Origin of the sequence: Aquicoccus sp. (assembly GCF_041686535.1) — a bacterium.
Classification (GTDB): domain Bacteria; phylum Pseudomonadota; class Alphaproteobacteria; order Rhodobacterales; family Rhodobacteraceae; genus Aquicoccus.
The window spans coordinates 1-23,185 of record NZ_JAWLDS010000013.1; the positions used below are offsets into that span (position 1 = coordinate 1).

A 23,185-nucleotide genomic window follows, 5' to 3' on the forward strand; every position below is an offset into this window, starting at 1 on the left:
CGAGAATTCACCAGTCAATGCACGATAGCGTACCAGAAAACACCAAGGCCCGCACATCTTCCCTGACTTAAGACTTGGCAAACCCATCAAGACCCGCTAGGGCGCGCCGCAGCAATCGCGCAGCCGGTAAGACCGGGCGAGAGGCCATTGAGTTCGAGCCACGAACCCGATGTATCCCGCCTGCGCCCGTCGGACGCTCCAAAAAGACATCTATCAACAGGATCGAGACGCGGCGAACGCTCGTATCGACGAGGAATCCTCTTTCATGATCTCACTCGACGCCTACCGAAACCAATGGTTTGGCAATATCCGCGGCGACCTCATGGCAGGACTCGTCGTGGCATTGGCCCTGATTCCCGAAGCCATCGCCTTCTCGATCATCGCGGGCGTGGACCCCAAGGTCGGCCTGTTCGCAAGCTTCTCGATTGCCGTCCTGACAGCCCTCACAGGCGGGCGCGCGGGCATGATCTCGGCGGCCACGGCTGCCACGGCTGTTTTGATGATCACACTGGTCAAGGATCACGGCCTTCAATACCTGCTGGCCGCAACGGTTCTGGCTGGTCTGCTGCAAATCGCCGCTGGTATTTTCCGACTGGGGTTTGTCATGCGCTACGTGTCGAAATCTGTGATGACCGGCTTTGTCAACGCGCTGGCGATCCTGATCTTCATCGCGCAACTGCCCGAGCTGGACCCGCGCACGGTGACATGGCTGACCTATGCGCTGGTCGCCGCTGGTCTGGCCATCATCTATCTTTTCCCACTCCTGACACGGGCAGTCCCCTCGCCACTGGTCACGATCGTCGTGCTCACCGTTCTGATCATGGTGTTCGGCTGGGATGTGCGCACCGTTGGCGACATGGGCGACTTGCCCGATACTCTGCCGGTATTCCTGATCCCGCAGATTCCGCTGACGCTCGAAACCTTGTTGATTATCCTGCCCTATTCGGTCGCCGTGGCCGTAGTAGGTCTGCTGGAAAGCCTGATGACCCAGAATATCGTGGACGACCTCACCGATACGAAATCGAACCGCAACCAGGAATGCGTGGGCCAGGGCATCGCCAACACGGCCACCGGGTTCATCGGCGGCATGGCGGGTTGCGCAATGATTGGCCAGTCGATCATCAACGTCAAATCCGGTGGCCGCGGGCGGCTTTCATCTTTCGCAGCAGGGGTCTGCCTGCTGTTCATGGTGGTCGTTCTGGGCGATCTGGTCAGCCAAATTCCGATGGCCGCGCTGGTAGCGATCATGATAATGGTTTCGGTCGGGACGTTCTCATGGTCGTCGATCAAGTCGCTCGGGACGCATCCGCGCTCCTCCTCCATCGTGATGATCGCCACCGTCGTCACCGTGGTCTATACCCACAACCTCGCCATCGGGGTGCTGGTCGGGGTTCTCTTGTCGGGCATCTTCTTTGCCGGCAAAATCGCTCAACTGTTCAGGGTCACGACCACGATTTCCGATGACGGACGTGAACGGACCTATGTCGTCGAGGGTCAGCTATTCTACGGATCGGTCGAGGACTTCATGAACGCCTTCGATTTCAAGGAGGCACTCGAACGCGTCGTCATCGACGTAAGTCGCGCACATATCTGGGATATTTCCTCCGTTCAGGCGCTCGATATGGCCATTCTGAAATTCCGCCGTGACGGGGCCGAAGTCGACATCGTCGGCATGAACGAAGCGACCGAAACCATCGTCGACCGGCTTGCCATTCATGACAAGCCCGGCGCGATGGACAAGCTGATGGCCCATTGAACGAAGAGCAAGACAGATGACACAACAAACTCAAAAGATTGTCGCCCTCGTGGACGGCTCGCTCTATTCGACAAGCGTCTGCGACCATGCCGCATGGATATCCCAGCGCACCGGCGCCCCGGTCGAACTGATCCATGTCCTTGGCCGCCGCGAGGCACCCGAGAAACAGGATCTCTCCGGTGCCATCAAGCTCGGGGCGCGCACCGCGCTGCTCGAAGAGCTGGCCGAACTCGATGCCCAGCGCGCCAGGCTCATCAGCCACCGTGGCCGCGCCATTCTCGAAGACGCACGCAGCATCCTCGATAAGGCCGGCGTGACCGACATCACCACCCGGCTGCGGCACGGTGATATCGTCGAGGCCGTGGCCGAGGTCGAAGCCGATGCGCGCGTCGTTCTGATCGGCAAACGCGGTGAAGCGGCCGATTTCGCCAAAGGCCATCTCGGTTCCAACCTCGAACGTATCGTGCGCGCGAGCCATAAACCCGTATTTGTCGCCTCGCGCGCATTTCAGCCGATCGCAAAGATTCTGGTCGCCTATGACGGTGGGATTTCGGCGATGAAGGCCATCGACCACATCGCCCGCTCGCCACTATTTCGGGGGCTGGCGATCCATGTCGTCACCGTGGGTAATGAGACTGCCGAAGTGGCGAAAGGGCTGGAAAATGCCAGAGCCCTCCTAAAGGCCGCCGGGATCGAGGCCGAAACTTCGGTTCTGCCCGGCCAGCCCGAAACTGCACTCGGCAGGCTGGTGGAAGAGGAAGAGTTCGACATGCTGGTCATGGGCGCCTATGGCCATTCCCGCATCCGCAGCCTGATCATCGGATCGACCACGACAGAGATGATCCGCTCTTGCAAGGTTCCGGTCGTCCTGATGCGGTAAGAATGTATCGGATGCTCGGACGTCGGGGCATCACCCTTCTGGCACCCGTGCCCGCTCACTCGGCGGGTGCTTTGGAGCCTGCGACGGTACCAGCCTCCGACCCCAATTCCCGTTCAAGTGCGCGCTCGATATGACCACGCGGACGGGTGAACCGGGCCAGCAGGTCATAGATCACCGGCGTCACCACCAGCATAAGCAGCGCCGACAGCGCAAGCCCAGCGATAATCACCGTGCCAATTGCGTTGCGGCTCTCGGCCCCGGCCCCTGTGGCCAGAACCAGCGGCAGCGCGCCCAGAACGGTGGAAAGCACGGTCATCATGATCGGCCTAAACCGCAGCGCCGCCGCCATGATCACCGCCTCGCGCACGCTCTTGCCCTGATCGCGCAGCTGATTGGCAAATTCGACGATCAGAATGCCGTTCTTGGCCACCAGGCCAATCAGAAGAATGATCCCGATCTGACTGTAAATATTCAGAGAAAGCCCCCCCAGCGCCATTGCATAGACTGCGCCTGCCACTCCCGTGGGCACCGTCAACAGAATAGTGACCGGATGTATGAAACTCTCGAACTGCGCCGAAAGAACCAGAAAGACAATGAGCAGCGACAGCGCGAATACCATCCCCGCCCCGGCGGATGTGTCCTTGAACGTGCGCGATTGACCCTCGTAGCCCAGCTTGCCACTGGGCGGTATGATCTCGGCCGCCGCCGCCTCGACCCGGGCCAGAACGCTGCCAAGGTCTGCGCCCGGCTCCAGCGCACCCGACAACTGGATCGAGGGTAGCCGATCGAACCGGCGCAGCGAGGGGGCCGCAGCATTCTCTTGAACCGTGACCAATGCACCCAACGGGACCAGCGATTGCCCATCTCCCGAACGGATGAAAATGTTGTTGATATCCGAGGGCGAACGCCGGTCGCGTTCCTCGGCCTGCACGATCACCGGGTATTCCCGGCCTCTCGTCATGAATTCCGTCGCTTGCCGCGAGGCCAGCATGGTTTGCATCGTATTGGCAATGACCTCCACGCTGATGCCCAGATCATCGGCCCGTTCGCGGTCGATCTGCACATCAAGCTGCGGCAGGTTCTGCTCGAAATTGATCTCGGGATTGACCAGCCCCTCTATCTCTCCGGCCCGCTCCTGCAAGGCGTTGGCCCAGTCCTTGACACTGTCGAAATCCGGCCCGCTCACCACCACCTGGATCGGTGTCGAACTCCCGCGCAGGCCAAGCCCCGCCGGTGTGACCGGAAAACCGCGGGCCGACGTCAGATCGCCCATTTTCGGCCCGATCCGTTGTGCCACGTCCGCCGCCGACTGCTCGCGTTCGTCCCAGGGCGCAAGCCGAAAGACGACGAACGAGCGCCACGCCCGGTTGCCCCAGCCGGTAAAGGTAAACACCGTTTCGATCACGCCCTCGTCGCGCATCGGTCGCAGGATCTCCTCGACTTGCCGTGCGGCATTGTCCGTGTATTCAAGGGTGCTTCCCTGCGGCGCCGTGAGCGGGATAAATCCCACCCCCCGATCCTCCCGCGGGGCCAGTTCGCGTGGCAGCGCATCATAGAAAAGCACTGCGCCCCCGGTCACTGCACCGCCCAAAACGATGACAACCAGCGGCATCCGCACCGCCCGGCGCAAAATCCCGGCATAAAACCGCTGTACCCCCCCGCGCAGCCCGCTCTCGTCAGTGGGCGACGCGCCGGTGCCCTTGCTCAGCACTTTCGAAGCCAGCGCCGGGCAGGCGGTCAGCGCCACGAAGGTCGAAAATGCCACCGTCCCGGCCATGACCCAACCGAACTCGATGAAAAGCCGCCCTACCTGGCCCGGCATGAACGACAGCGGCACGAACACAGCGATCAGCGTGACCGATGTGGCCAGAACCGCGAATGTCACCTGCCGCGCGCCCCTGAGGCTGGCCACAAGCGGGCTCTCTCCGTCCTCGATGCGGCGCTGAATGTTTTCCAGCACCACGATCGCATCATCCACCACCAGCCCGATCGCCAGCAAGAGCGCCAGAAGTGTCAGGGTGTTGAGCGAGAACCCCCAGGCCCCGATCAGGATGAACGACCCCAGAAGCGACACCGGAATGGTGATCGCCGGGATCAGCGTGGCACGCAGACTGCGCAGGAAGAAGAGGATCACCAGCACTACCAGCCCGAGCGAGATCATAAGCGCCAGCACAACCTCGCGGATAGACGCACCCACGAAAAGCGCATCATCCGACCCCACCATGATCTCCATCCCCTCGGGCAGGGTCGGGCGCAGAGAGTCGAGCTCGGCCCGCACGGCGTTGGAAATCTGAAGGGTGTTCGACTGGCTCTGGCGCTGCACGGCCAGGCCGACCGCATCGCGCCCGTCACTTCGCGCTATGGTGGAATCGTCTGCCACCCCCGCCTCGACCCGGGCCACATCACCCAGCCGCACCGGGTATCCCGCCACCCGGTCGAGAACCACGTCGCGAAAATCGTCGATGCTCTGCAACCGGCTATTCAAGCGCACGGTCAACTCGCGGTCGCGGGACGTCACCTTGCCCGCGGGCAGCTCGATATTGTTGCGCAGAAGGGCTTGTTCCACATCCGCCACGGTCAGCTTGCGCGCTGCCAGCGCCCGCCGGTCCAGCCAGATGCGCACAGCAAAGGACCGCTCACCGTAAATGACGATATTGGCCACGCCATCCAGCGTGGCCAGCCGGTCGACAACGAAACGGTCCACGTAGTCGGTGATCTCGGCGGTGGTCATACGGTCCGATGTCACCGCCAGCCGCATCACCGGGTCGGCATCGGCATCGCTTTTCTCGACATCCGGCGGATCGGCTTCCTGAGGCAGGTTGGCACGCACGCGGCCAACCGCGTCGCGCACGTCGTTGGCCGCCACGTCGATATCGCGCCCGGTGTCGAACTCGATCGTGACGCGCGACCGGCCCTGGCGACTTTCCGAACTGATCGAGCGTATCCCCGAAATCGAGGCGACCGCCCCCTCGATGGTTTCGGTCACATCCGTATCGATAACCTCGGGGGCTGCACCGCGATAGGTGGTCGTGATTGTCACGACAGCATTGTCGACATCCGGCAATTCGCGAACCGAGATCTCGCGCAGCGCACTCAGCCCGAACACGATCAACAAAAGGCTCGCCACCGCCGCCAGAACCGGCCGGCGCACCGAAATGTCAGATAGGGTCACGATTCCGCCTCGTCCGTCATCTCGGACTCGTCCGACGAGCCGGTGTCCTCCAGCACGTCAACCTCACTGCCATCACGCACACGGTGCAGCCCCCGCACCACGACCTCGGCGCCCTCTTCGAGCCCCGACAGGATAGCGACCTCTCCCTCGCGCCGCACGCCGGTCTCCACCGTGACGCGCCGCGCCACGCCTTCCTCGACGCTGAAGACATAGGTTTCCGCAGCCTGAAAGATTATCGCCTCTTCCGGCACGACGACATGTTCGGCCTGTCCCAAGGTCAGTTCCAGCGAAATGAACATTCCCGCGGGCAAAACCCCTTCGGGGTTCGGGATAACGGCGCGGGTACGAAATGCACGGCTCACCGGATCGATCCGGGTGTCCACGGCCTCGATGGCGCCCTCAAAAATGCGGTCCTCGAACGCGGCGCTGGTGGCCTTGATGGTCTGGCCCTGGCGAATCCGCGCAAACAAGGTCTCGGGCAGCGAGAATTCGACAACCACCGCCGAAAGATCATCCAGCCGCGTAATCGACTGCCCTTCAGCGACGCGCGCGCCCTCGTCGACCTCTGCCAGCCCTACGATGCCGGCAAAGGGTGCGCGAATTGTCCGATCCTCCAGCCGCTGGGTCGCGCGATCGATCCGTGCCCGCGTTTCGGCCAGGCGTGCCACCGCCTCCTCAAGCGTGGCCTCGGCAACCGCGTTGGACAGCTTGAGTTGAGTTGACCGTTCCACCGCTTGCACGTGCTCTTGCAAACGCGCCTTGATCTCGGCGAGGTTGGCACGTTCGATCGTGTCATCGAGGCGCGCCAGGACATCGCCCTTCTCGACGCTCTGGCCCGGGGTGAAATTCAGCTCCTCGATCCGGCCAGAGGTCTCTGGGACGATTTCCACCGATTGCCGCGCCCGTGTCGTGCCGACAGCCTCGACCGTATCGCGCAACACCCGCAACTCGGCTCGTGCAGCCTCCACCGCCGCGACCCGCGAGCCACCGCCTGCTTGCGACGGCGCCGCCTCTTCGGACGCGAAATAACGCTGATACCCTTCGTATCCGCCATAGCCGAGCACGACCAGGACGCACAGAACAAGCAACTGTTTCCAAAGGGCCATGCGGGCTTTCCAACTCCTGATCCCGGCGCGAAAGCGCGCGCGCCCCAACCTTAAGGCGGGAATACGGCATAATACAACACCAACCGCACCCCTCACGAACTGGTGTTCACAAGCCGATTACGGTGCAGGCACAAGATCGGATCACACAACACCCACCGCGTTCAAGCGCCCAAGAACATGAAAAAGCCAGGTGCACAGGACACCCGGCTCTACTGATCTTTTCCGTGAACAGCCCACGATGAGGGCGGGCACAACATGTCGTCCGTTACGCGGCCAATTGAGGAGCTTTGCGTTCCGGCGCCTCGACAAAGGCGCCGTGCAGCAATTTGATCGCGGTGTCACAGGCATCCTCGGGCACGACAAACTGTACGTCGACGCTACCGGGCACATGCTGAACCGCGCGCACCCCGACATCACCCTCGCGCAGCGCGGCCAGACCACGCTCGACACTGTGCAAACCTTCGAGACTGCGCCCGATCACGGCAACCAATGCAAGCCGCGTGAGCCGCAGCTCGGCATTGGGGAAATGCGCGGTCAGATCGCGCTCGACCCGGCGCAGCGCCTTGCGCGACGCATCGAGATAGTGGGTAATCGTATTGGCATTGGTCGCCTTCGACACGATCCGCACCTTGTGCCGCGCCAAAACCTCGAGCACCTTGGAATCATACCCTTTGACGCCAACCATGTCCTGTTCAAAGAGCTCCAGCGCCGTCACCGGCAGCCCTGTCACGATCTCGACTGCTGCGTTTTCAGCGGGCTCCTCGTCGATCAGGGTGCCAGGATCGTCGGGGTCGAACGCATTGGTTACGCGCAGCGGGATCCCCGCCCTGCGCAGGATCTTGGCCGCATTGGGATGGATTGCCTCCATCCCAAGATTGGAAAGCTGATCGGCCACGTCATAATTGGTGTGCCCGAGCTTGCGCACCGCATCCTCGCCGACCAGCTTGGGGTCGGTCGAACTGAGGTGAAATTCCTTGTGAATGATCGCCTCGGCGGCTTCGGTCTGCGCGGCGATGTTCGAAAACGTAACCTCGGAATAGCCGCGGTCATATTCACGCATCAAACCCTCGCTGCACTGGGCATAGCCGGTCACGATCGGCAATTCGCTGGCGATATCCACATCCGCGAACCCCGCCGCGATCCGTTCTTCGAGAGTATATTCGTTCTCGTCGCGCCAGCCCGACAGATCGACAAAGCGCGCGTTGACACCGGCGCGCTGCAATGTCAGCGCAGCCACGAAGGCCGAATGCGCCTCGCCCAGCCCGGCCAGCAATTCGCGCGTGACCGCCATGTGATCAGACAGGCGGAAATGGCCATAGGAGCACAGCCTTTGCAGGTCGATCAGGCAGGAACGCGCGCCCTCGATCCGCTCGCGCACGAACTCGCTCGCTTGCGTACGATCTCCAGGTTGGTCAAGCACAGCCTCATGCGCGGCGACCATCTCCTCGCTGACCCGGGTCAGCGCGTCATGCCAACCGTGCGCGCTTTCATCATTGGCGAAAAGCTCGTAAACGCCGGCCTCACCGGTCTTCTTGTGCTCGAGCAGCAGGTCAGTGATCCCGCCAAAGGCCGAAACGACAAAGACCCGGTTGTAAAGCTCGGCTCCCTTGCGGTTGCCGATCAGAAGCGTGTCGCGCAACTCATCAAGCCGCGACATTGACGTGCCACCGATCTTCTCGACGGTGTGTTTCTGGAGTGTCATTCTTTCCGGCCCGGAGGTATCGCCCCGGGCCCCTCTTTCAACTGGTTTCTAGCGCGTAGGAGCCGTCGGCCTGGTGCACTTCGTTGCCGGTCACCGGCGGGTTGAAGCAGCACGCCATCACGAGTTCTTCCTCGGCTCGCAGGATGTGGCGGTCATGCTTGTTGAGCGCGTACATCACCCCCGGATGAATCTCGTGTGTCTCGCCGGTTGCAATGTCGGTGATCGACCCTTTGCCTTTCATGCAATAGACGCTCTCGAAGTGGTTCTTGTATTCGAACTCATGCTCCGATCCCTCTTCGAGAAAGGTGATGTGGAACGAGAATCCCATCCCGTCATCGGCCAGAAGCATCCGAACGCTGGTCCATTGCGCGTCTGCCACGACACGGTCGCGCTCGTTCTCGACGATCTTGTTGAAATCTCTCACGATCATTGGATTACTCCGCTGCCATCTTGGTTGTGTCCAGAACCTCGCGCGCAGCATCGAGCAGAATGCTCAGCCCTTTGCGCAGCGTCTCTTCGGACGTTGTCAGCGGCGCCAGGATCTTGACCACCTCATCTTCGGGGCCCGATGTCTCGATCACAAGGCCCTTCTTGAAGGCGCGCGCGCAAATCTCGCCGGCGAGTTCACCCGATCCGACATCCACGCCACGCATCAGCCCTCGGCCTTTCATGTTCGAGCCCTCGACCATCAGCGCAAGGCTTGCCAGCCCCTCGGCGATCACATCCGCCTTCACGGCGAGATCCTTTTCGAACGCGTCGTCCTTCCAGAACTTCTCGATCGCCACCTTTGCGGTGACAAAGGCATGGGTATTGCCCCGGAAGGTGCCGTTATGCTCGGCCGGGCCAAACACGTCATGTTCGGGACGCACCAGCACGAGGGCCATCGGCAGGCCGAAACCCGAGACCGATTTCGCCATGGTAACGATGTCAGGCTCGATCCCCATCTTCTCGAAGGAAAAGAATGTGCCCGTCCGGCCACATCCAGCCTGGATATCGTCGACGATCAACAGAGCGCCATGTTCGTGGGCCAACTCGGCCACCCGCTTGACCCATTCGGGCCGCGCGGCATTGAGCCCGCCTTCGCCCTGAACGGTTTCCAGCATGATCGCAGCAGGCGCATCCATGCCGGACGAGCGGTCGGACAACATCTTCTCCAGCAACTCGACCGTGTCGAAATCCGGACCCATGTATTCATCGAACGGCATCCGTGTGACACCGTTGAGCGTCATGCCCGCACCACCCCGGTGATAGCTGTTGCCGGTTGCGGCCAGCGCGCCCATCGTCACACCGTGAAACCCGTTGGTAAAGGCGATGACATTCGTGCGCCCGGTCACCTTGCGCGCCAGCTTCATCGCCGCTTCGACGGCGTTGGCGCCGGTCGGGCCGGTGAACATAACGCGGTGATCCATTCCGCGCGGTTGCAGAATATGCTTCTCGAAACTTTCGAGGAAGTCCGCCTTGACGTCGGTATGGAGGTCCAGCGCATGGGAAAGCCCGTCACTCATGACATGCTCGACCAGCGCGTTCTTCATGTCCGGGTCGTTGTGTCCGTAGTTGAGCGAGGAGCACCCCGCCAGAAAGTCGATATAGCTGCGCCCTTCGGCATCGGTCATTTCCGACCCCTGCGCGCTTGTGAACACCGTGTCGAAGCCACGGCAATACGAGCGCACTTCGGATTCGCGTCGCTCGAAGACAGAAATTTTGGATGACTTGTCAGTCATTGTGTATCCTTTTGGGATTGCTTTGATTTCAGTGTTCGCTGGCGGCAAGTCGCCTCAGGCTGCCTTGCGCAGCGTCTCGCGCTCCAGCGTGATCGTGACCATGTGTTCGGTCTCGTGACGCCCGCGGAAGTGGAGCGACTGGGTGAAATGGGCCTGTGCATCCAGCGTTCCATCGCGCAGATCCGAGAACTTGCGGAACAGCGCCCAGCTTGCCTCGTTGTCTGCGGTGATCGTGGTCTGAAGCCGGTTCACGCCATCGCATTCGTCGCGACGGATCAAGTGATCAAGCATCAGGGTGCCAAGCCCCATGCCACGCGCCCTGGATGACACGGCGACCTGCCAGACAAAGAAGGTCTCGGCATCATAGGGCAGCACATAGCCCGAGACCCACCCCATGATCTCGCCATCGATCTCCGCGACCACACAGGTGTCGCGGAAATGATCCGCTTGAAGCAGGTTGCAATACATCGAGTTCTCATCGAGCGGCTTGCAGGCGCGCACAAGTTCCCAGATAGCCGCGCCATCCGCGGCCTCGGGCTTGCGCAGAACCGGCTGCGCCTTCTTCCTGAGCTGCTCAACTGCATGGGTCATCTGAATGGGCCTCCTATTGCTTTGGAAGGCTAAGTAACAAGTTCTGGACTTTATTTCAAGTATCAAAGCATTTTTTTGGCAAGTACGGTCAATTTTAGATCGATAAGGCCGATTTCCTTTGTAAATTCTGCATAAATTGCTTAGATTGCCCTTTGCATAATTATTACAGGAGGCGATTGAACTTGAACTTTCCATCTGCCAACATTCTCGCGTTTCACCGCAAGGGGAAGACCATGGACCGCATCGACTCGAGTCTTGTCGCGTTGCGCCGCATCCTGCGCGCAACCGATCTTTACGGGCGCGACCTTGCACAATCCGCCGGCCTCACCGCCGCCCAGTTCCGGGTGCTGCAACTGGTTGCGGAAAAGGGTGATGCCACCGCCACCGCGATCGCCCAGCGCATGCGCGTCTCGCAGGCGACCGTGACCTCGCTGGTCGACAAGCTCGTGGCCAAGGGCGTTGTGGTGCGCGAGAAATCGCAGACCGACCGCCGCCAGATCAATATCTGCATCACCGACAAGGGGCGCGAAACCATCGCCGACGCGCCGGATGCGCTGCAACAGCGCTATGTGCGCAAGTTCCAGTCGCTTGAAGATTGGGAACAGGCGATGATCGTCTCCTCGCTCGAACGGGTGGCCACGATGCTCGACGCGGAGGATCTCGACGCCTCGCCCGTGCTCGATTCCCGCGACATTCGTTCCGGCACCTGACTGACGATCTTCTTGCGAAAGATCGTCGGCTCAGAACCGCGGCAACTCCCCCTCTGGGACAATCAGCCCGGCCCCCGTCGCCCTGACAACATCCGCCACGCTCAGCCCCTCGGCGATCTCGCGCAGGTGAAAGCGCCCCTCTGCCACATCGACCACCGCCATGTCCGTGAACACCCGGTTCACACAGGCAGTTGCGGTCAGCGGAAGACTGCATTGCTCCAGCAGCTTGGGGTTGCCCTTGCGATCCACATGCGTGGTCAGGACCACCACCCGTCGCGCCTTCTGCGCCAGTTCGATGCCCCCGCCCGCCCCAGGCGAGAACTTGCCCGGGATCTTCCAGTTGGCGAGGTCGCCGTTCTGCGCCACTTCGAAGGCGCCCAGCATCGTGAGATCCAGCCGCCCGCTTCGGACCAGCGCGAAACTCACCGCGCTGTCGAAGAAGGCGCTGCCCGGGATGGTTGACACATAGGCCCCGCCCGCGTCGATCAGGTTCCGGTCGGCCTGCTCATACGGCAATGTCGGGCCGATCCCGGAAAGCCCGTTCTCGGTATGCAGGCAGACCGGGAAATCCGCCGCCAGATGGTCGATCACCCGCGTCGGCAACCCGATGCCGAGATTGACCACCATGCCCCGCGCGATCTCGCGTGCCGCGCGCGCCACCATCCTCTCACGCACGTCTGACAACGCCATACTCCTCGCCCAGCGCGCCCAAGGGCACCAAGTGATCCACGAACGGCCCCGGCGTATGCACTTCCTCGGGTACGATACCGCCCGGCGCCACCACCTCTTCGGCCTCGGCAATCACCCTGTCGGCGGCCATCGCCATCAGTGGGCTGAAATTCCGCGCCGCCGCCGCATAGCACAGGTTGCCGAACGTGTCGGCGCGCGCTGCATGGATCAGCGCCACGTCGGCGCGCAACGCGGATTCCAGAACACCCTCGCGCCCGCCAAGCTCAACCCTCGTCTTGCCCTCGGCCAATTCAGTCCCCAGCCCGATATCCGTCAAGAAACCCATAAGTCCGGCGCCGCCCGCGCGCACCCGCTCGGCCAGCATGCCTTGCGCACAGAACTCGACCTCGATATCGCCAGCGTTCATCATCGCCATCGCCCGCGCGTTGAGCCCGATATGCGTCACGATCAGCTTTTTCACCATCCCCGCCGCCAGCAGATGATCGACACCCATGCCCTTCTCGTTGGCATCGTTCTTGATGATGGTCAGGCCCTTCGGCCCCTGCCGCACCAATTCACGGATGAGCGCGAAGGGTGTGCCCGGCACGCCAAAGCCGCCCAGCATTACCGTGGCGCCCTCGCCGATCCGCGACACCGCCTCTTCCATTACACAGCTCTTGTCGGCAAGTTTCATGTTTTCCCCTCGCCCACCAGCCGAACAAACCGCTCACCGACCAGCGCCATCGGCAAATCGTTGGCAAATCTCTCGAACCCCAGCCGATCATAGAACCGCACCGCGCCGCTATTGCCGCGGTTGGCCGTCAGCATGAGGTAGGCGGCATCCCAGCGCCCCGCCGCCTCCCGCGCCACGGCGGCGAGCAACCGGCGGCCCAGCCCGCTTCCACGTTGTTCCGGCGCGATCCAGAGATCCTGGACATACACCCCCGGCTCACCGCGCAGCGTCGAGAAATGCCGGAAATACAGGCTCATCCCGCAGGTATTCGCCCCGGCTTCGGCGATAACAGCCTCAAAAAACCCAGTCCCCCATGGGCCGTGGCGGTGCAGCGCCTTGGCATTGCCGGTATGGAGGTCATGATCTCCCAGATGCTCGGACAATGCCCGCAGCATCGCGTCCATCGCGCCGACATCATCCTCGGTCGCCAGACGTATCCGCGCCTTGATCACGCCGCGCGCCCTGTCTCAAGCCCCGCCTCACCCGCGAAATCCTCAAGCGCGGCACTCAGACCCTCAATGATCTCGTCGATCCCCTCCTCGCCGACGACCATCGGCGGGCAGACAAGAAAATGATCGCCCTCAAGGCCGCCACGCGTGCGCCGCGAATAAATAATCAGCCCCCGGTCATAGGCAATATCGACCAGCCGGGAATGCGCGTTCAGATCCTTGGGCAGTGGCGCCATGCTGTCGCGGTCGCTGACCAGTTCGAAGGCGAGCAATAGCCCCTTGCCACGCACATCACCTATAAAAGGGAACCGCTGCATCAGCGCCTCGAGCCGCGACTTGAGCCGTGCGCCCATCCGCTCAGCATTGCCAATCATGTCTTGGCGCGCGATCTCATCGAGGACCGCGACACCGGCTGCACAGGCCAGCGGGTTGCCCGCATAGGTATGCCCATGCACGAACCCACCCTTGTCGAGCACCGCCTCGACGATGTCCTCGCGCGCAATCATCGCGCCCAGCGGCACGTAACCACCGCCGAACCCCTTGGAAATGCAGATGATATCCGGCACCGTCTGCCAATGCTCGGCGCCCCAGAATTTGCCCGTGCGCCCACCGCCCGACATCACCTCGTCATGGATCAGCAGCACGCCGTAGCGGTCACAGATCTCGCGAATGCGCTGCATGTAGCCCTCTGGCGGCACCAAGGCCCCGGTTGATGCCCCGCCCACCGGCTCGACGATGAAGGCCAGCACCGTTTCCGGCCCTTCGTCGCGAATCTTCTGCTCCAGCATGTCGGCATAATGGTGGCCCGTCGCCACGTCCTCCATATCCAGGCCGTCGAGATAAGCGCGCGGCGCGGGAATCTTCGGCATCCGCATCAGCATCGGGTCAAATGGCGCGCTCATCGGCGCATATCCGGTCACCGCCAGCGCGCCCAGCGTCGCCCCATGATAGGACGGCATCCTCGAAATAACCTTGAACCGCTGCGCCTCGCCCTTCGCGATCGCGTATTGCCGCGCAAGCTTGATCGTGCTTTCCACTGCCTCGGACCCGCCCGAGACGAAAAACACCTTGTTGAGGCCCGGCGGCGACAGTTCGGCCGTCCGTGCCGCCAGCGCCTCGGAGGCTTCGGTCTGGAAATGCAGCCGATAGCCGAAGGTCGATTTCTCCATCTGTGCACGCATCGCCGTCAGAACGGCCGGGTTGGAATGGCCGATATTGCTCACCATCGCGCCGCTCGAGCCGTCAAGATAGCGTTTTCCGGCCTTGTCCCACATGTAGATGCCCTCGGCACGGTCGAGTTCCGGCCGCGCCAGGCGGCTTTGATAGAATAGATGGCTCATTCACGCCTCGTTCGCCAATACACTGCAATCGTCAGGGTTCAGAACCACCGACACCTCGTCCCCTTCGGCAAAGGGCACCCTATCAATCATGTTCATCGCCTGGAGCTGGGTCTCGCCAATCCGCACGAAGTAACGCGCCAGCTGGCCCTGATAGTCAACCGCCTCGACCACGCCGCGCGTCGAAACCGTGCCTTCGGGGGCCGCCCCTTCGGCAAGGTGCAGCTTCTCCGCCCGCATGATCAGCTTGCCTTTTGACGCATCGCCCAGATTGGTGGCACGGCTCGCCCGCAGAGTGACCGCCCCGAAATGCGGCACCTCGAGCGTCACATCATCCGCACCGCGCCCCTTCACATCGACATCCACGATATTGGACGCGCCAAGGAAGTTGGCCACGAACACGCTCGCCGGGTTATTGTAGACCTCTGCGGGTGCGCCAACCTGTTCGACCCGGCCATCGCTCATCACGATGATCCTGTCGGACATGGCCAGCGCCTCGGACTGGTCATGCGTGACAAAGATTGTCGTCACCCCGACCCGGTGCTGGATAGACTTCAATTCGACCCGCATCTCTTCGCGCAGGTTCGCATCCAGCGCCGACAACGGCTCGTCAAGCAACAGCACATCCGGCTCGATGACGATCGCACGCGCCATGGCGATCCGCTGTTGCTGGCCTCCCGATAACTGGCTTGGATACCGATCCTCGACCCCCGGCAGCCGCACGATATCGAGCGCCTCGCGCACCTTTTGCGCCGCGTCTGCCTTGCTCACGCCCCGGTATTTGAGGCCGAAGGCGATATTCTCGGCGATGGTACGGTGCGGAAACAGGGCGTAGTTCTGGAACACCAGCCCCAGGTTGCGCTTGTGGATCGGCACATCGTTGATCCTCTTGCCCCCGATCAGGATATCCCCGCCGGTGGGTCTCTCCAACCCCGAGATCATGCGCAGGATCGTCGTCTTGCCACAGCCTGACGGGCCCAGCAGCGTGGTGAATGTTCCCTCCTCGAACACCACATCGGATTCATGCACCGCCTTCAGGATACCAAAGGACTTGGTGATTTGCTTGAGTTCGACGCGGGCCATCGCGTGCCATCCCCGTTCTGGTCAGTTTCTGTTGGGACCGGGCCACGCAGAGCCCCGCGCGGCCCGGTCCGATGGTTTCAGCCCCGGATCAGCCGCCTTTCTGAACCCGGTTCCACATCGCGCCCTGCTTCTTCTCATGCGGGTTCCACGTCTCCGGGTTGCGGAACACCAGCGCCTCGAGCTTGCCGGTGGGGTCGAATGCCGGCAAGTTCTGCACTTCCTCGGGCATGTCGATCTTGGTCGGATCAAGCGCCGACGGGTATTTCTGACCTGCCGCCACCGCGATCGAGGTTTCCGGATCGAGCATGAAGTTCAGCAGTTCTTCCGCCTCTTCGAGCGGCGAACCTTCGAGCACGAACATCGACTCCATCCATGCCAGCCCGTTGGGCGGGTCCATGTAACCGATCGGGTGCCCTTGCGCCTGAAGCGCAGCCACCCGGCCCGACCAGGCCTCGGTAACCCAAATCTCTTCCTTGGCCAGGAGATCCATCAGTTCCGCGCCCGAACTCCAGTATTTCAGAACGAGGTCGCGATGCTCGCGCGCCTTGTCCCAGACCGCGTCCCAGTCCTCGATATTGTTGGGGTCCTGCCCCGATTGCAGCGCGCCGTACCACGCCCGGTTGGCCCAGTCGCCGCCCCAGCCGCCGATCTTGCCCTTGAGCTCCTTGTCAAGCAACAGGTCAGCGCCCAGCTCCTTCGCCTTTTCTTCGCTGATGTGCTTGGTGTTATAGGCAATGCCCGTGGTCCCGTAATTGTAGGGCACCGCCGAAAGCCCATCGGGCGTGATCGCGCGGAACGGCTCGATCATCGCGGTCATCACGTTCGCGAGGTTGGGAATGTTGTCCTCGTTCAGAACCACATGATACCCGTTATCAACCCAGCGCTTGTACCAGCTCACTCCCGAACTATGCAGGATGTTATGGCCCGAGGTGCTGCCTGCCGCCTTGATCTTGGTCAGAACCTCGTTCTCGCCGCCAAAGGTGGCATCGACCACCTCGTTCCCGGTGGCCTCCTCGTAGGGATCGAAGGCATGCTTGCGCAGCGCTTCCGAGACCACGCCGCCCCAGCCCTCGAAATGCAGTTCGGCGCCGGCGGCGCGGGCCTGGCCCGCCATCGCCGTCATGATCCCGCCCGAAAGCCCGGCGGTTATCCCGGCCGACCCCAGAAGGCCAAAGAAGGTGCGGCGATCCACATCGCCGTTGCCCACCGCCTCGCGCAGCTTCTCATAGCGTTTGGTGCTGTCCATTTTCCTGGTCATCATACTCTCCTTGTTGGTGGTTTATCGTTGGTCGTTTCCTGTCGGTCGGGTCATATCTTTCTGCGCGAGAAATAGCGCGCCAGCCCACCCGCCAGGAGCGGCACGCCGACCGTGATGCAGATCATCACGAAGCCCAGCGCGTTGATTTCGGGGCTGACCGAATGGCGCAGCATCCCGAAAATCTGCGTCGGCACCGTCTCCATGCCCGACGGACGCCAGAAGATCGTAGCGGTGATGTTGTCGAACGAGATGGTAAAGGCAAAGAGCGCCCCGGCAAAGATCGCAGGCAACAACAACGGGAATGTCACCGAGAAGAAGGTCTGCATCGGACTGGCCCCCAGTGAGCGTGCCGCTTCCTCGTACTCGCGGCGTATGCCCACCAGCCGCGCCTGCACCACCAGCACCACGAACGGCAGCGCGATGATCGAATGGCCCAGCAGCAGCAGGGTGAAACTGCGCGGCATGTGCAACCAGCGCAGAAAGATCAAAAGCCCCACCGCCAGCACTGTCTCGGGCACAAGAACCGGCGAGATCAGAAAAGTCGTGACCCAATCCTTGCCACGGAATTGATAGCGCACCAATGCCATCGCGGCCAGGATTCCGATCGTCGTTGCCACCAGCGCAGTCAGCAACCCGAGCGAGAACGAGGTGCGAAACGCCCGCATGATCGCCTCGTTCTCGAAAAGCGCATGGAACCAGCGCAGGCTCAACCCCTCGATCGGGAAGCCTCCGAATTGCGAACTGTTGAAGGCCAGCAGCAGGACCACCGCGATCGGGGCGAACATGAAGGTGTAAACCATGATCGTGTAGAACCGGATAAAGGCCCATGCGTTCATGCCCGTGTCTCCCTCACCCGAATGCCTTGGACAATTGGTTCAGCCCCATGAATCGGCTGTAGAGAATCACCACTGAGCCCAACAGCACAAGCAGCGTGAAGGAAAGCGTCGCCCCCATCGGCCAGTTGAGCTCCGTCACCACCGAATCGTAGATCAGGTTGCCGAACAGGAAATCGCTCGGCCCGCCAAGGATCAGCGGCGTCACATACGACCCGCCGGTCAACACGAAAACCAGCAGGCTCCCCGCCGCCAGCCCCGGCAGTGACAGCGGCAGGGTTACCTCGCGGAACGCTTGCCACGGCGTCGCCCCGAGCGTGCGCGCGGCCGGTTCGAGGTTCCGGTCGATGCCTTCGAGGCTCACGTAGATGTTCAGGATCATGTAGGGCAGGAACACGTGGATCAGCCCCACCATGACCGAGAATTCGTTGAACATCATCCGCACCGGCGCGTCCGCCAGCCCCAGCCACTGGAACAACCCGTTCAGCGCCCCCTGGTTGCCCAGGATGTGAATCCAGCTCAGCGTGCGGATGATGAAGCTCACCCAGAATGGCAGGATCAGCAGCAGTAAAAGCAGCCATTTGTGCCGGAATGTCGTCATCGCGATGAAATAGGCCGGCAGGTATCCCAGAACCGCCGCCAATACCGTCACCACGACCGAGATCTTCAGCGTCTTCCAGATCGCGCTGTGATAGTAATTGTCGCTGAAAAGCTCTTCCCAGTTGCCGAACTGAAACGCGACGCGGTCAACGGCAAGATCAACATTCTCGTAAAAGGAATAAACGAGGATGAACGACATCGGGATCACAACAAGCGCCGTGATAGCGATGAACGCCGGGGTCAGCAGCACCATGGGCCGCGTGTCGATCGGGGTGGCGGTGTCGGGCATTGCGTCCGTTTGTTTTTGGATTCCCTGTGAGAAAACGGTTGCATGGTGTAAGGAATTGCCCAAATTGATAATCCTTATGAATCACATCAATCCAATCAATGCAGAGCAGCAACCTGACCGTTTCACCGCCAATCTGGACTGGAACCTGCTGCGCACCTTCATCGTGATCGTCGAAGAGGGCTCGATCACGCGCGCCGCCAATCGCCTGTTGCGCGGCCAGCCCGCGATCAGCCTTGCGCTGCAACGGCTGGAACAGGAATTCGGCACAAGGCTGATCGACCGCGGGCGCGGTCATTTCGCGCTCACCGCCGCCGGGCGTGCGCTCTACCGCGAGTGTCTGGATATCCATGCCGGCATCGCCAAGCTGCGCGAGGCGACAACGCTGGCCCAGTCCGAGATTTCCGGCCATGTCACCATCGCGTTGGCCAGCCACGTCATCACGCCGCTGCTCGATGACCTGCTTGGCCGGACCTACCGCGCCCATCCGCGCGTGACCTACCGGATTCACTCGGCCACCTCGGCCAACGTGGCCGCCGCCGTTCAGGACCGCACCGCCAGCTTCGGCATCTGCCTGGTGAACCGGCGCTTTCCCGATCTTGATTACGGGCATCTCTACCGCGAATTCTTCGGCTTCTACTGCGGCCCGTCGCACCCGCTTTTCGGGCACGAGGGGCTGGGCGTCGAAGCGCTCAAGGGGCTTGATGCAGTCTCGTTCGAAACCGACGATCTCAACGATGCGCTGCGCCCCGTGGCTCTCCTGCGCCGCCAATACGAACTCGATCAGCGCATCGTCGGGCGCTCCTCGCATCTTGAAGAGGTGCGACGCATGATCCTGTGCGGTCTCGGCATCGGCGCCTTGCCCGTGCATGTCGCGCAGCCCGATGTCGAACAGGGCCGGTTGTGGCGCCTGCCGCCCTATGACGATCCGCCCGCCGTCGATATCTACCTGCTGACCAACCCGCGCAAACGGCTCAACCGCGCCGAAAAGCTGATGATCGACGCTTTTCAAGACGCGATCGCCAACAGCCCGCTCGCCGAACGCACCTATCCGTCGGCCTGAACCGTGCGCCTCACTCGGCCGCGTCGCGGCGCGGCAATACCCAGCCGGGGCGCGGGAAGTGGCAGGTATATCCGCCCGGATAGCGCGCAAGGTAATCCTGGTGCTCGGGCTCGGCCTCCCAGAAATCGCCCACAGGCTTCACTTCGGTCACGACCGGCCCGGGCCACAGCCCGCTGGCCTCGACATCGGCAATGGCCTCTTCGGCCACGCGTTTTTGGGTGTCATCCACGTAATAGATGCCCGAACGATAACTCATCCCGATATCGTTGCCCTGCCGGTTCGGCGTGGTCGGATCATGTATCTGGAAAAACATTTCCAGCAGCTGCCGGTAGCTCAGCACCTCGGGGTCAAAGATGACCTCGATTCCTTCGGCATGGGTGCCGTGATTGCGATAGGTCGCATTGGGCACGTCTCCGCCCGTGTAACCAACCCGGGTCGAAATCACCCCGGGCAGCTTGCGGATCAGATCCTGCATTCCCCAAAAGCATCCACCCGCCAGAACCGCGCGTTCCTCGCTCATTCGTCAGCCCTCCACCTGGTCAAGATAATCGCCATAGCCTTCTTCGGCCATTCGTGCCTTGGGAATGAACCGCAGCGCCGCCGAGTTGATACAATAGCGCAGCCCCCCCAACTCGGGCGGCCCGTCCGGGAACACATGCCCCAGATGCGAATCGCCATGTTTCGAACGCACCTCGGTGCGCACCATCCCGAGCGACGCATCGCGCAACTCAACGATATGGTCCGACTCCACCGGCTTGGCAAAGGCCGGCCAGCCACAGCCCGAATCGTATTTCATGGAACTCGTGAAGAGCGGCTCGCCCGAGACCACGTCGACATAAAGTCCCGGCTCGAAATGCCGGTCGTATTCACCGGTATAGGGCCGCTCGGTCCCGCTTTCCTGGGTGACCCGATATTGCTCCGGCGTCAGCCGCGCCAGCGCCGCGTCGCTCTTTTCATATGCCATCGCATGCCCTCGCCGTTGTTCGTACTCTAGATGGGGCACGATGCGGCTGTATTTCAAGAACCGCGTGCCGAATCTTGATCATACCCCTCCCTCGCCCGCCACTTCATCTCGCGCCAAATTCTCAAAATCCAACTGGCGCCACAGCCCTCCGCACAGAAGCGCGCGAACCTCCCGACACACAGCCGAGTCGGTCCGTGTCGGTACGCTCGGCAACACCGCATCGATCTCGACTTTGGCATGTTGCGCCACGGTTTTTTCTTGCGGGCACGAATACACGTTCAGAAGGTCCCGGCGCGGCAGGTTACCACCAGCGCGAACGCGAAAGGGCCGGTCGCTATGACCGGCCCCTCGACTCTGCTATCGGGTGGCGCGTTATTCCTGCTGGCCGAGGAACATGAGCAGGAACTGGAACATGTTGAGGAAGTCGAGATAGAGGTTCAGCGCCCCGTGGATCGCCGACTTCTCAAGCCATTCCGTATCGCCATGATGGGCATGGGCGAGATAGGTGCTCTTGATCCTCTGGGTGTCGTAGGCGGTGAGACCCGCGAAGATCAGGACGCCGATCATCGAGATCGCGTACATCATCGCCGGCGACTGGAGGAACCAGTTGATGATCATCGCGACCAGCAGACCGATCACACCCATGATCAGGAAGCTGCCCCAGCCCGAAATGTCCTTTTTCGTCGTGTAGCCCCAGAGCGACAGCCCAGCGAAGGCGATTGCCGTCACAAGGAAGGTCTGGATGATCGAATAGGACGTGTAGAAGATGAAGATCGAGCTGAGCGAGATGCCGATCAGCGCCGCAAAGGTCCAGAAAAAGAGCTGTGCACCCGCCGCAGATATGCGGTTGGTGAGCGCACCGAAGGCAAAGATCATGCCCAGCGGCGCGAGCATCACCACCCAGCGCAGCGGCGAGGTGTAGATCGCGGCGCCAAGAGCGGTCAGCATCTTGCCGTTGCCGATTTCCCCAACGGCATTGGCGGGGTCGGTCGTGACGGCAAGCCCGGCAATCGCCCAAGCCGCGAGCGCGGTGATGAGCATGCCGATGGACATGGTGCCATAGACCTTGTTCATATGGGCGCGCAGCCCTTCATCAATCGCGGAAGAGCGGGCACCCGCCGTAGTCCGGATCGTGTTGAGTTCAGCCATCAAAGCCTCCGATTTGAAACATCCATTCCCGGGCACGTCATGCGTCCGGGTCTTCGTTTTGAATATCGGTGAGCCTTCTTCACTTTTCAAGCGTTTCCGGACCGAAGCCCGTCGAATTGTCTGTTTGCGCCCATGCCGTGACCGAAGTCCGTCATACGGTGATCACCACCTTGCCGGTCGAGGCGCGGCGGCGCAGCAGGTCGAGCCCCTCGGCGGCGCGGTCGAGCGGCAACACGTGGCTGACATGCGGCTCGATTCGCCCCTGGCGATACCAGTCGAGGAGCGTGGAGAGGCTTTTTGTAACGATCGAAGGGCGGAACTTGAGGTAGCCGCCCCAGTAAAAGCCCAGAACATCGACATTTTTAACCAAAAGATGGTTGGCGGGAATCTGCGGCACATCGCCGCTGGCAAACCCGATGACGAGCATGCGCGCCTCGGGGTTGCAGGCGCGCAGGGCGGCGGTGAACTGATCGCCGCCCACCGGGTCATAGACCACGTCGGCTCCGCCCAGCGCCTTGACGCTCTCGCGGATGTCCTGGGTTTGCGCGTCGATGAGGTGATCGGCCCCGGCCCGCGCGGCGATCTCGAGCTTGTCTGCACCGCGGGCGCAGGCGATGACCCGGGCGCCCATCAGCTTGCCGATCTCGACCGCGGTAAGGCCCACGCCCCCCGCCGCGCCCAGCACCAGAAGGGTTTCACCCGGCTGCAGCCGCGCCTTGTGATCGAGCGCGACATGGCTTGTTCCATAGGCGATCTGAAGCGCGGCGGCATCGACAAAGGGCATGTCGTCAGGGATGGGTGTGACCCGCTCGGCGGGAAAACAGCCCATCTCGGCCAGCCCGCCCTGCCCGCCAAACACCGCGACACGGGTGCCCGGCGCGGGGCCGGTCACATCGGGGCCCAGCGCGTCGACCACACCCGCGACCTCCATGCCGAGCGTGAATGGCGGAGTGGGGGTCTCCTGGTACCTGTCCTCGCTCATCAGCAGATCGGCGAAATTCAATCCACAGGCGTGGATGCGCAAGCGAATCTCTCCTTTTACGGGTTCAGGCGTGTTAACCTGAGCCAAGCGAGGTGGTGTAGAGAAGGTCTCGATCTGGAAGGCGTGCATGACAAGGGCCCT

22 protein-coding genes are annotated in these 23,185 nt (G+C 61.9%); 4 read left to right on the forward strand and 18 right to left on the reverse strand.

The window, feature by feature from the left end; genetic code table 11:
- Positions 1–265: 265 nt before the first annotated feature.
- On the forward strand, positions 266–1,756 hold the full coding sequence (locus ACESL9_RS04980) for a SulP family inorganic anion transporter (RefSeq protein ID WP_372614994.1): 1,491 nt from the start codon (positions 266–268) through the stop codon (positions 1,754–1,756).
- 16 nt (positions 1,757–1,772) lie between these two features.
- Positions 1,773–2,636, forward strand: a complete 864-nt coding sequence (locus ACESL9_RS04985) for a universal stress protein (protein ID WP_372614993.1) — start codon at positions 1,773–1,775, stop codon at positions 2,634–2,636.
- Between the two features lie 55 nt (positions 2,637–2,691).
- Here ACESL9_RS04985 and ACESL9_RS04990 read toward each other — a convergent pair whose 3' ends face one another.
- From ACESL9_RS04990 to ectA, 6 genes are all read right to left on the reverse strand, one after another.
- Positions 2,692–5,808 carry an efflux RND transporter permease subunit gene (locus tag ACESL9_RS04990; RefSeq protein ID WP_372674565.1) on the reverse strand — a complete coding sequence of 1,039 codons (3,117 nt, stop codon included), beginning with the start codon at positions 5,806–5,808 and terminating at the stop codon, positions 2,692–2,694.
- The gene (locus ACESL9_RS04995; RefSeq protein ID WP_372674566.1) at positions 5,805–6,914 is read right to left on the reverse strand and encodes an efflux RND transporter periplasmic adaptor subunit; all 1,110 of its coding nucleotides are present in this window, start codon (positions 6,912–6,914) and stop codon (positions 5,805–5,807) included. The genes ACESL9_RS04990 and ACESL9_RS04995 overlap by 4 nt, the downstream gene beginning before the upstream one ends.
- A 265-nt stretch (positions 6,915–7,179) precedes the next feature.
- Entirely contained in the window at positions 7,180–8,616 is a 1,437-nt protein-coding gene (locus ACESL9_RS05000) for an aspartate kinase (RefSeq protein WP_372614990.1), read from the reverse strand.
- Positions 8,617–8,653: 37 nt separating this feature from the next.
- Entirely contained in the window at positions 8,654–9,046 is a 393-nt protein-coding gene (locus ACESL9_RS05005) for an ectoine synthase (RefSeq protein WP_372614989.1), read from the reverse strand.
- Positions 9,047–9,050: 4 nt separating this feature from the next.
- Positions 9,051–10,337 (reverse strand): diaminobutyrate--2-oxoglutarate transaminase, encoded by a 1,287-nt coding sequence (ectB, locus tag ACESL9_RS05010; protein ID WP_372614988.1) that lies wholly within the window; start codon positions 10,335–10,337, stop codon positions 9,051–9,053.
- 54 nt (positions 10,338–10,391) lie between these two features.
- Positions 10,392–10,928 carry a diaminobutyrate acetyltransferase gene (ectA, locus tag ACESL9_RS05015; RefSeq protein WP_372614987.1) on the reverse strand — a complete coding sequence of 179 codons (537 nt, stop codon included), beginning with the start codon at positions 10,926–10,928 and terminating at the stop codon, positions 10,392–10,394.
- Positions 10,929–11,161: 233 nt separating this feature from the next.
- Between ectA and ACESL9_RS05020 the strand changes: the two genes are divergently transcribed.
- Positions 11,162–11,638 (forward strand): MarR family winged helix-turn-helix transcriptional regulator, encoded by a 477-nt coding sequence (locus ACESL9_RS05020; protein ID WP_372614986.1) that lies wholly within the window; start codon positions 11,162–11,164, stop codon positions 11,636–11,638.
- 30 nt (positions 11,639–11,668) lie between these two features.
- Here the strand turns inward: ACESL9_RS05020 and ACESL9_RS05025 are convergent, their stop codons facing one another.
- The 8 genes from ACESL9_RS05025 to ACESL9_RS05060 all read right to left on the reverse strand — a co-directional run bounded on the left by ACESL9_RS05025 (position 11,669) and on the right by ACESL9_RS05060 (position 18,889).
- Positions 11,669–12,313: a 3-oxoacid CoA-transferase subunit B gene (locus ACESL9_RS05025; RefSeq protein WP_372615001.1), complete on the reverse strand. Its 645-nt coding sequence runs from the start codon at positions 12,311–12,313 to the stop codon at positions 11,669–11,671.
- Positions 12,306–13,001, reverse strand: coding sequence for a CoA transferase subunit A (locus ACESL9_RS05030; protein WP_372614985.1), 696 nt, complete (start codon positions 12,999–13,001; stop codon positions 12,306–12,308). The genes ACESL9_RS05025 and ACESL9_RS05030 overlap by 8 nt, the downstream gene beginning before the upstream one ends.
- Positions 12,998–13,492 (reverse strand): GNAT family N-acetyltransferase, encoded by a 495-nt coding sequence (locus ACESL9_RS05035; RefSeq protein ID WP_372614984.1) that lies wholly within the window; start codon positions 13,490–13,492, stop codon positions 12,998–13,000. The genes ACESL9_RS05030 and ACESL9_RS05035 overlap by 4 nt, the downstream gene beginning before the upstream one ends.
- Complete coding sequence (locus tag ACESL9_RS05040) at positions 13,489–14,829, reverse strand: aspartate aminotransferase family protein (protein ID WP_372614983.1); 1,341 nt, start codon at positions 14,827–14,829, stop codon at positions 13,489–13,491. The genes ACESL9_RS05035 and ACESL9_RS05040 overlap by 4 nt, the downstream gene beginning before the upstream one ends.
- Positions 14,830–15,909 (reverse strand): ABC transporter ATP-binding protein, encoded by a 1,080-nt coding sequence (locus tag ACESL9_RS05045; RefSeq protein ID WP_372614982.1) that lies wholly within the window; start codon positions 15,907–15,909, stop codon positions 14,830–14,832.
- An 88-nt stretch (positions 15,910–15,997) separates the two neighbouring features.
- On the reverse strand, positions 15,998–17,167 hold the full coding sequence (locus ACESL9_RS05050; protein ID WP_372614981.1) for a PotD/PotF family extracellular solute-binding protein: 1,170 nt from the start codon (positions 17,165–17,167) through the stop codon (positions 15,998–16,000).
- Between the two features lie 50 nt (positions 17,168–17,217).
- On the reverse strand, positions 17,218–18,003 hold the full coding sequence (locus ACESL9_RS05055) for an ABC transporter permease (protein WP_372614980.1): 786 nt from the start codon (positions 18,001–18,003) through the stop codon (positions 17,218–17,220).
- Positions 18,004–18,016: 13 nt separating this feature from the next.
- On the reverse strand, positions 18,017–18,889 hold the full coding sequence (locus ACESL9_RS05060; protein ID WP_372614979.1) for an ABC transporter permease: 873 nt from the start codon (positions 18,887–18,889) through the stop codon (positions 18,017–18,019).
- Between the two features lie 76 nt (positions 18,890–18,965).
- Between ACESL9_RS05060 and ACESL9_RS05065 the strand changes: the two genes are divergently transcribed.
- Entirely contained in the window at positions 18,966–19,949 is a 984-nt protein-coding gene (locus ACESL9_RS05065) for a LysR family transcriptional regulator (RefSeq protein WP_372614978.1), read from the forward strand.
- 10 nt (positions 19,950–19,959) lie between these two features.
- On the opposite strand, the gene msrA is transcribed toward ACESL9_RS05065, so the two are convergent.
- The 4 genes from msrA to ACESL9_RS05085 all read right to left on the reverse strand — a co-directional run bounded on the left by msrA (position 19,960) and on the right by ACESL9_RS05085 (position 23,173).
- Positions 19,960–20,469: a peptide-methionine (S)-S-oxide reductase MsrA gene (gene msrA, locus ACESL9_RS05070; RefSeq protein WP_372614977.1), complete on the reverse strand. Its 510-nt coding sequence runs from the start codon at positions 20,467–20,469 to the stop codon at positions 19,960–19,962.
- Positions 20,470–20,472: 3 nt separating this feature from the next.
- Positions 20,473–20,913, reverse strand: a complete 441-nt coding sequence (msrB, locus tag ACESL9_RS05075; protein ID WP_372614976.1) for a peptide-methionine (R)-S-oxide reductase MsrB — start codon at positions 20,911–20,913, stop codon at positions 20,473–20,475.
- A 372-nt stretch (positions 20,914–21,285) separates the two neighbouring features.
- Positions 21,286–22,062, reverse strand: a complete 777-nt coding sequence (locus tag ACESL9_RS05080; RefSeq protein ID WP_372614975.1) for a Bax inhibitor-1 family protein — start codon at positions 22,060–22,062, stop codon at positions 21,286–21,288.
- Positions 22,063–22,213: 151 nt separating this feature from the next.
- Positions 22,214–23,173: an NADPH:quinone oxidoreductase family protein gene (locus tag ACESL9_RS05085; protein WP_372674568.1), complete on the reverse strand. Its 960-nt coding sequence runs from the start codon at positions 23,171–23,173 to the stop codon at positions 22,214–22,216.
- Positions 23,174–23,185 lie beyond the last annotated feature (12 nt).

Bases quoted from the DNA above. Each gene is read 5' to 3' on its own strand.
- ACESL9_RS04980 (WP_372614994.1), top strand. From the start codon at position 266: ATGATCTCACTCGACGCCTACCGAAACCAATGGTTTGGCAATATCCGC.
- ACESL9_RS04985 (WP_372614993.1), top strand. From the start codon at position 1,773: ATGACACAACAAACTCAAAAGATTGTCGCCCTCGTGGACGGCTCGCTC.
- ACESL9_RS04995 (WP_372674566.1), bottom strand. From the start codon at position 6,914: ATGGCCCTTTGGAAACAGTTGCTTGTTCTGTGCGTCCTGGTCGTGCTC.
- ACESL9_RS05000 (WP_372614990.1), bottom strand. From the start codon at position 8,616: ATGACACTCCAGAAACACACCGTCGAGAAGATCGGTGGCACGTCAATG.
- ACESL9_RS05005 (WP_372614989.1), bottom strand. From the start codon at position 9,046: ATGATCGTGAGAGATTTCAACAAGATCGTCGAGAACGAGCGCGACCGT.
- ectB (WP_372614988.1), bottom strand. From the start codon at position 10,337: ATGACTGACAAGTCATCCAAAATTTCTGTCTTCGAGCGACGCGAATCC.
- ectA (WP_372614987.1), bottom strand. From the start codon at position 10,928: ATGACCCATGCAGTTGAGCAGCTCAGGAAGAAGGCGCAGCCGGTTCTG.
- ACESL9_RS05020 (WP_372614986.1), top strand. From the start codon at position 11,162: ATGGACCGCATCGACTCGAGTCTTGTCGCGTTGCGCCGCATCCTGCGC.
- ACESL9_RS05030 (WP_372614985.1), bottom strand. From the start codon at position 13,001: ATGAAACTTGCCGACAAGAGCTGTGTAATGGAAGAGGCGGTGTCGCGG.
- ACESL9_RS05040 (WP_372614983.1), bottom strand. From the start codon at position 14,829: ATGAGCCATCTATTCTATCAAAGCCGCCTGGCGCGGCCGGAACTCGAC.
- ACESL9_RS05045 (WP_372614982.1), bottom strand. From the start codon at position 15,909: ATGGCCCGCGTCGAACTCAAGCAAATCACCAAGTCCTTTGGTATCCTG.
- ACESL9_RS05050 (WP_372614981.1), bottom strand. From the start codon at position 17,167: ATGACCAGGAAAATGGACAGCACCAAACGCTATGAGAAGCTGCGCGAG.
- ACESL9_RS05055 (WP_372614980.1), bottom strand. From the start codon at position 18,003: ATGAACGCATGGGCCTTTATCCGGTTCTACACGATCATGGTTTACACC.
- ACESL9_RS05060 (WP_372614979.1), bottom strand. From the start codon at position 18,889: ATGCCCGACACCGCCACCCCGATCGACACGCGGCCCATGGTGCTGCTG.
- ACESL9_RS05065 (WP_372614978.1), top strand. From the start codon at position 18,966: ATGAATCACATCAATCCAATCAATGCAGAGCAGCAACCTGACCGTTTC.
- msrA (WP_372614977.1), bottom strand. From the start codon at position 20,469: ATGAGCGAGGAACGCGCGGTTCTGGCGGGTGGATGCTTTTGGGGAATG.
- msrB (WP_372614976.1), bottom strand. From the start codon at position 20,913: ATGGCATATGAAAAGAGCGACGCGGCGCTGGCGCGGCTGACGCCGGAG.
- ACESL9_RS05080 (WP_372614975.1), bottom strand. From the start codon at position 22,062: ATGGCTGAACTCAACACGATCCGGACTACGGCGGGTGCCCGCTCTTCC.
- ACESL9_RS05085 (WP_372674568.1), bottom strand. From the start codon at position 23,173: ATGCACGCCTTCCAGATCGAGACCTTCTCTACACCACCTCGCTTGGCT.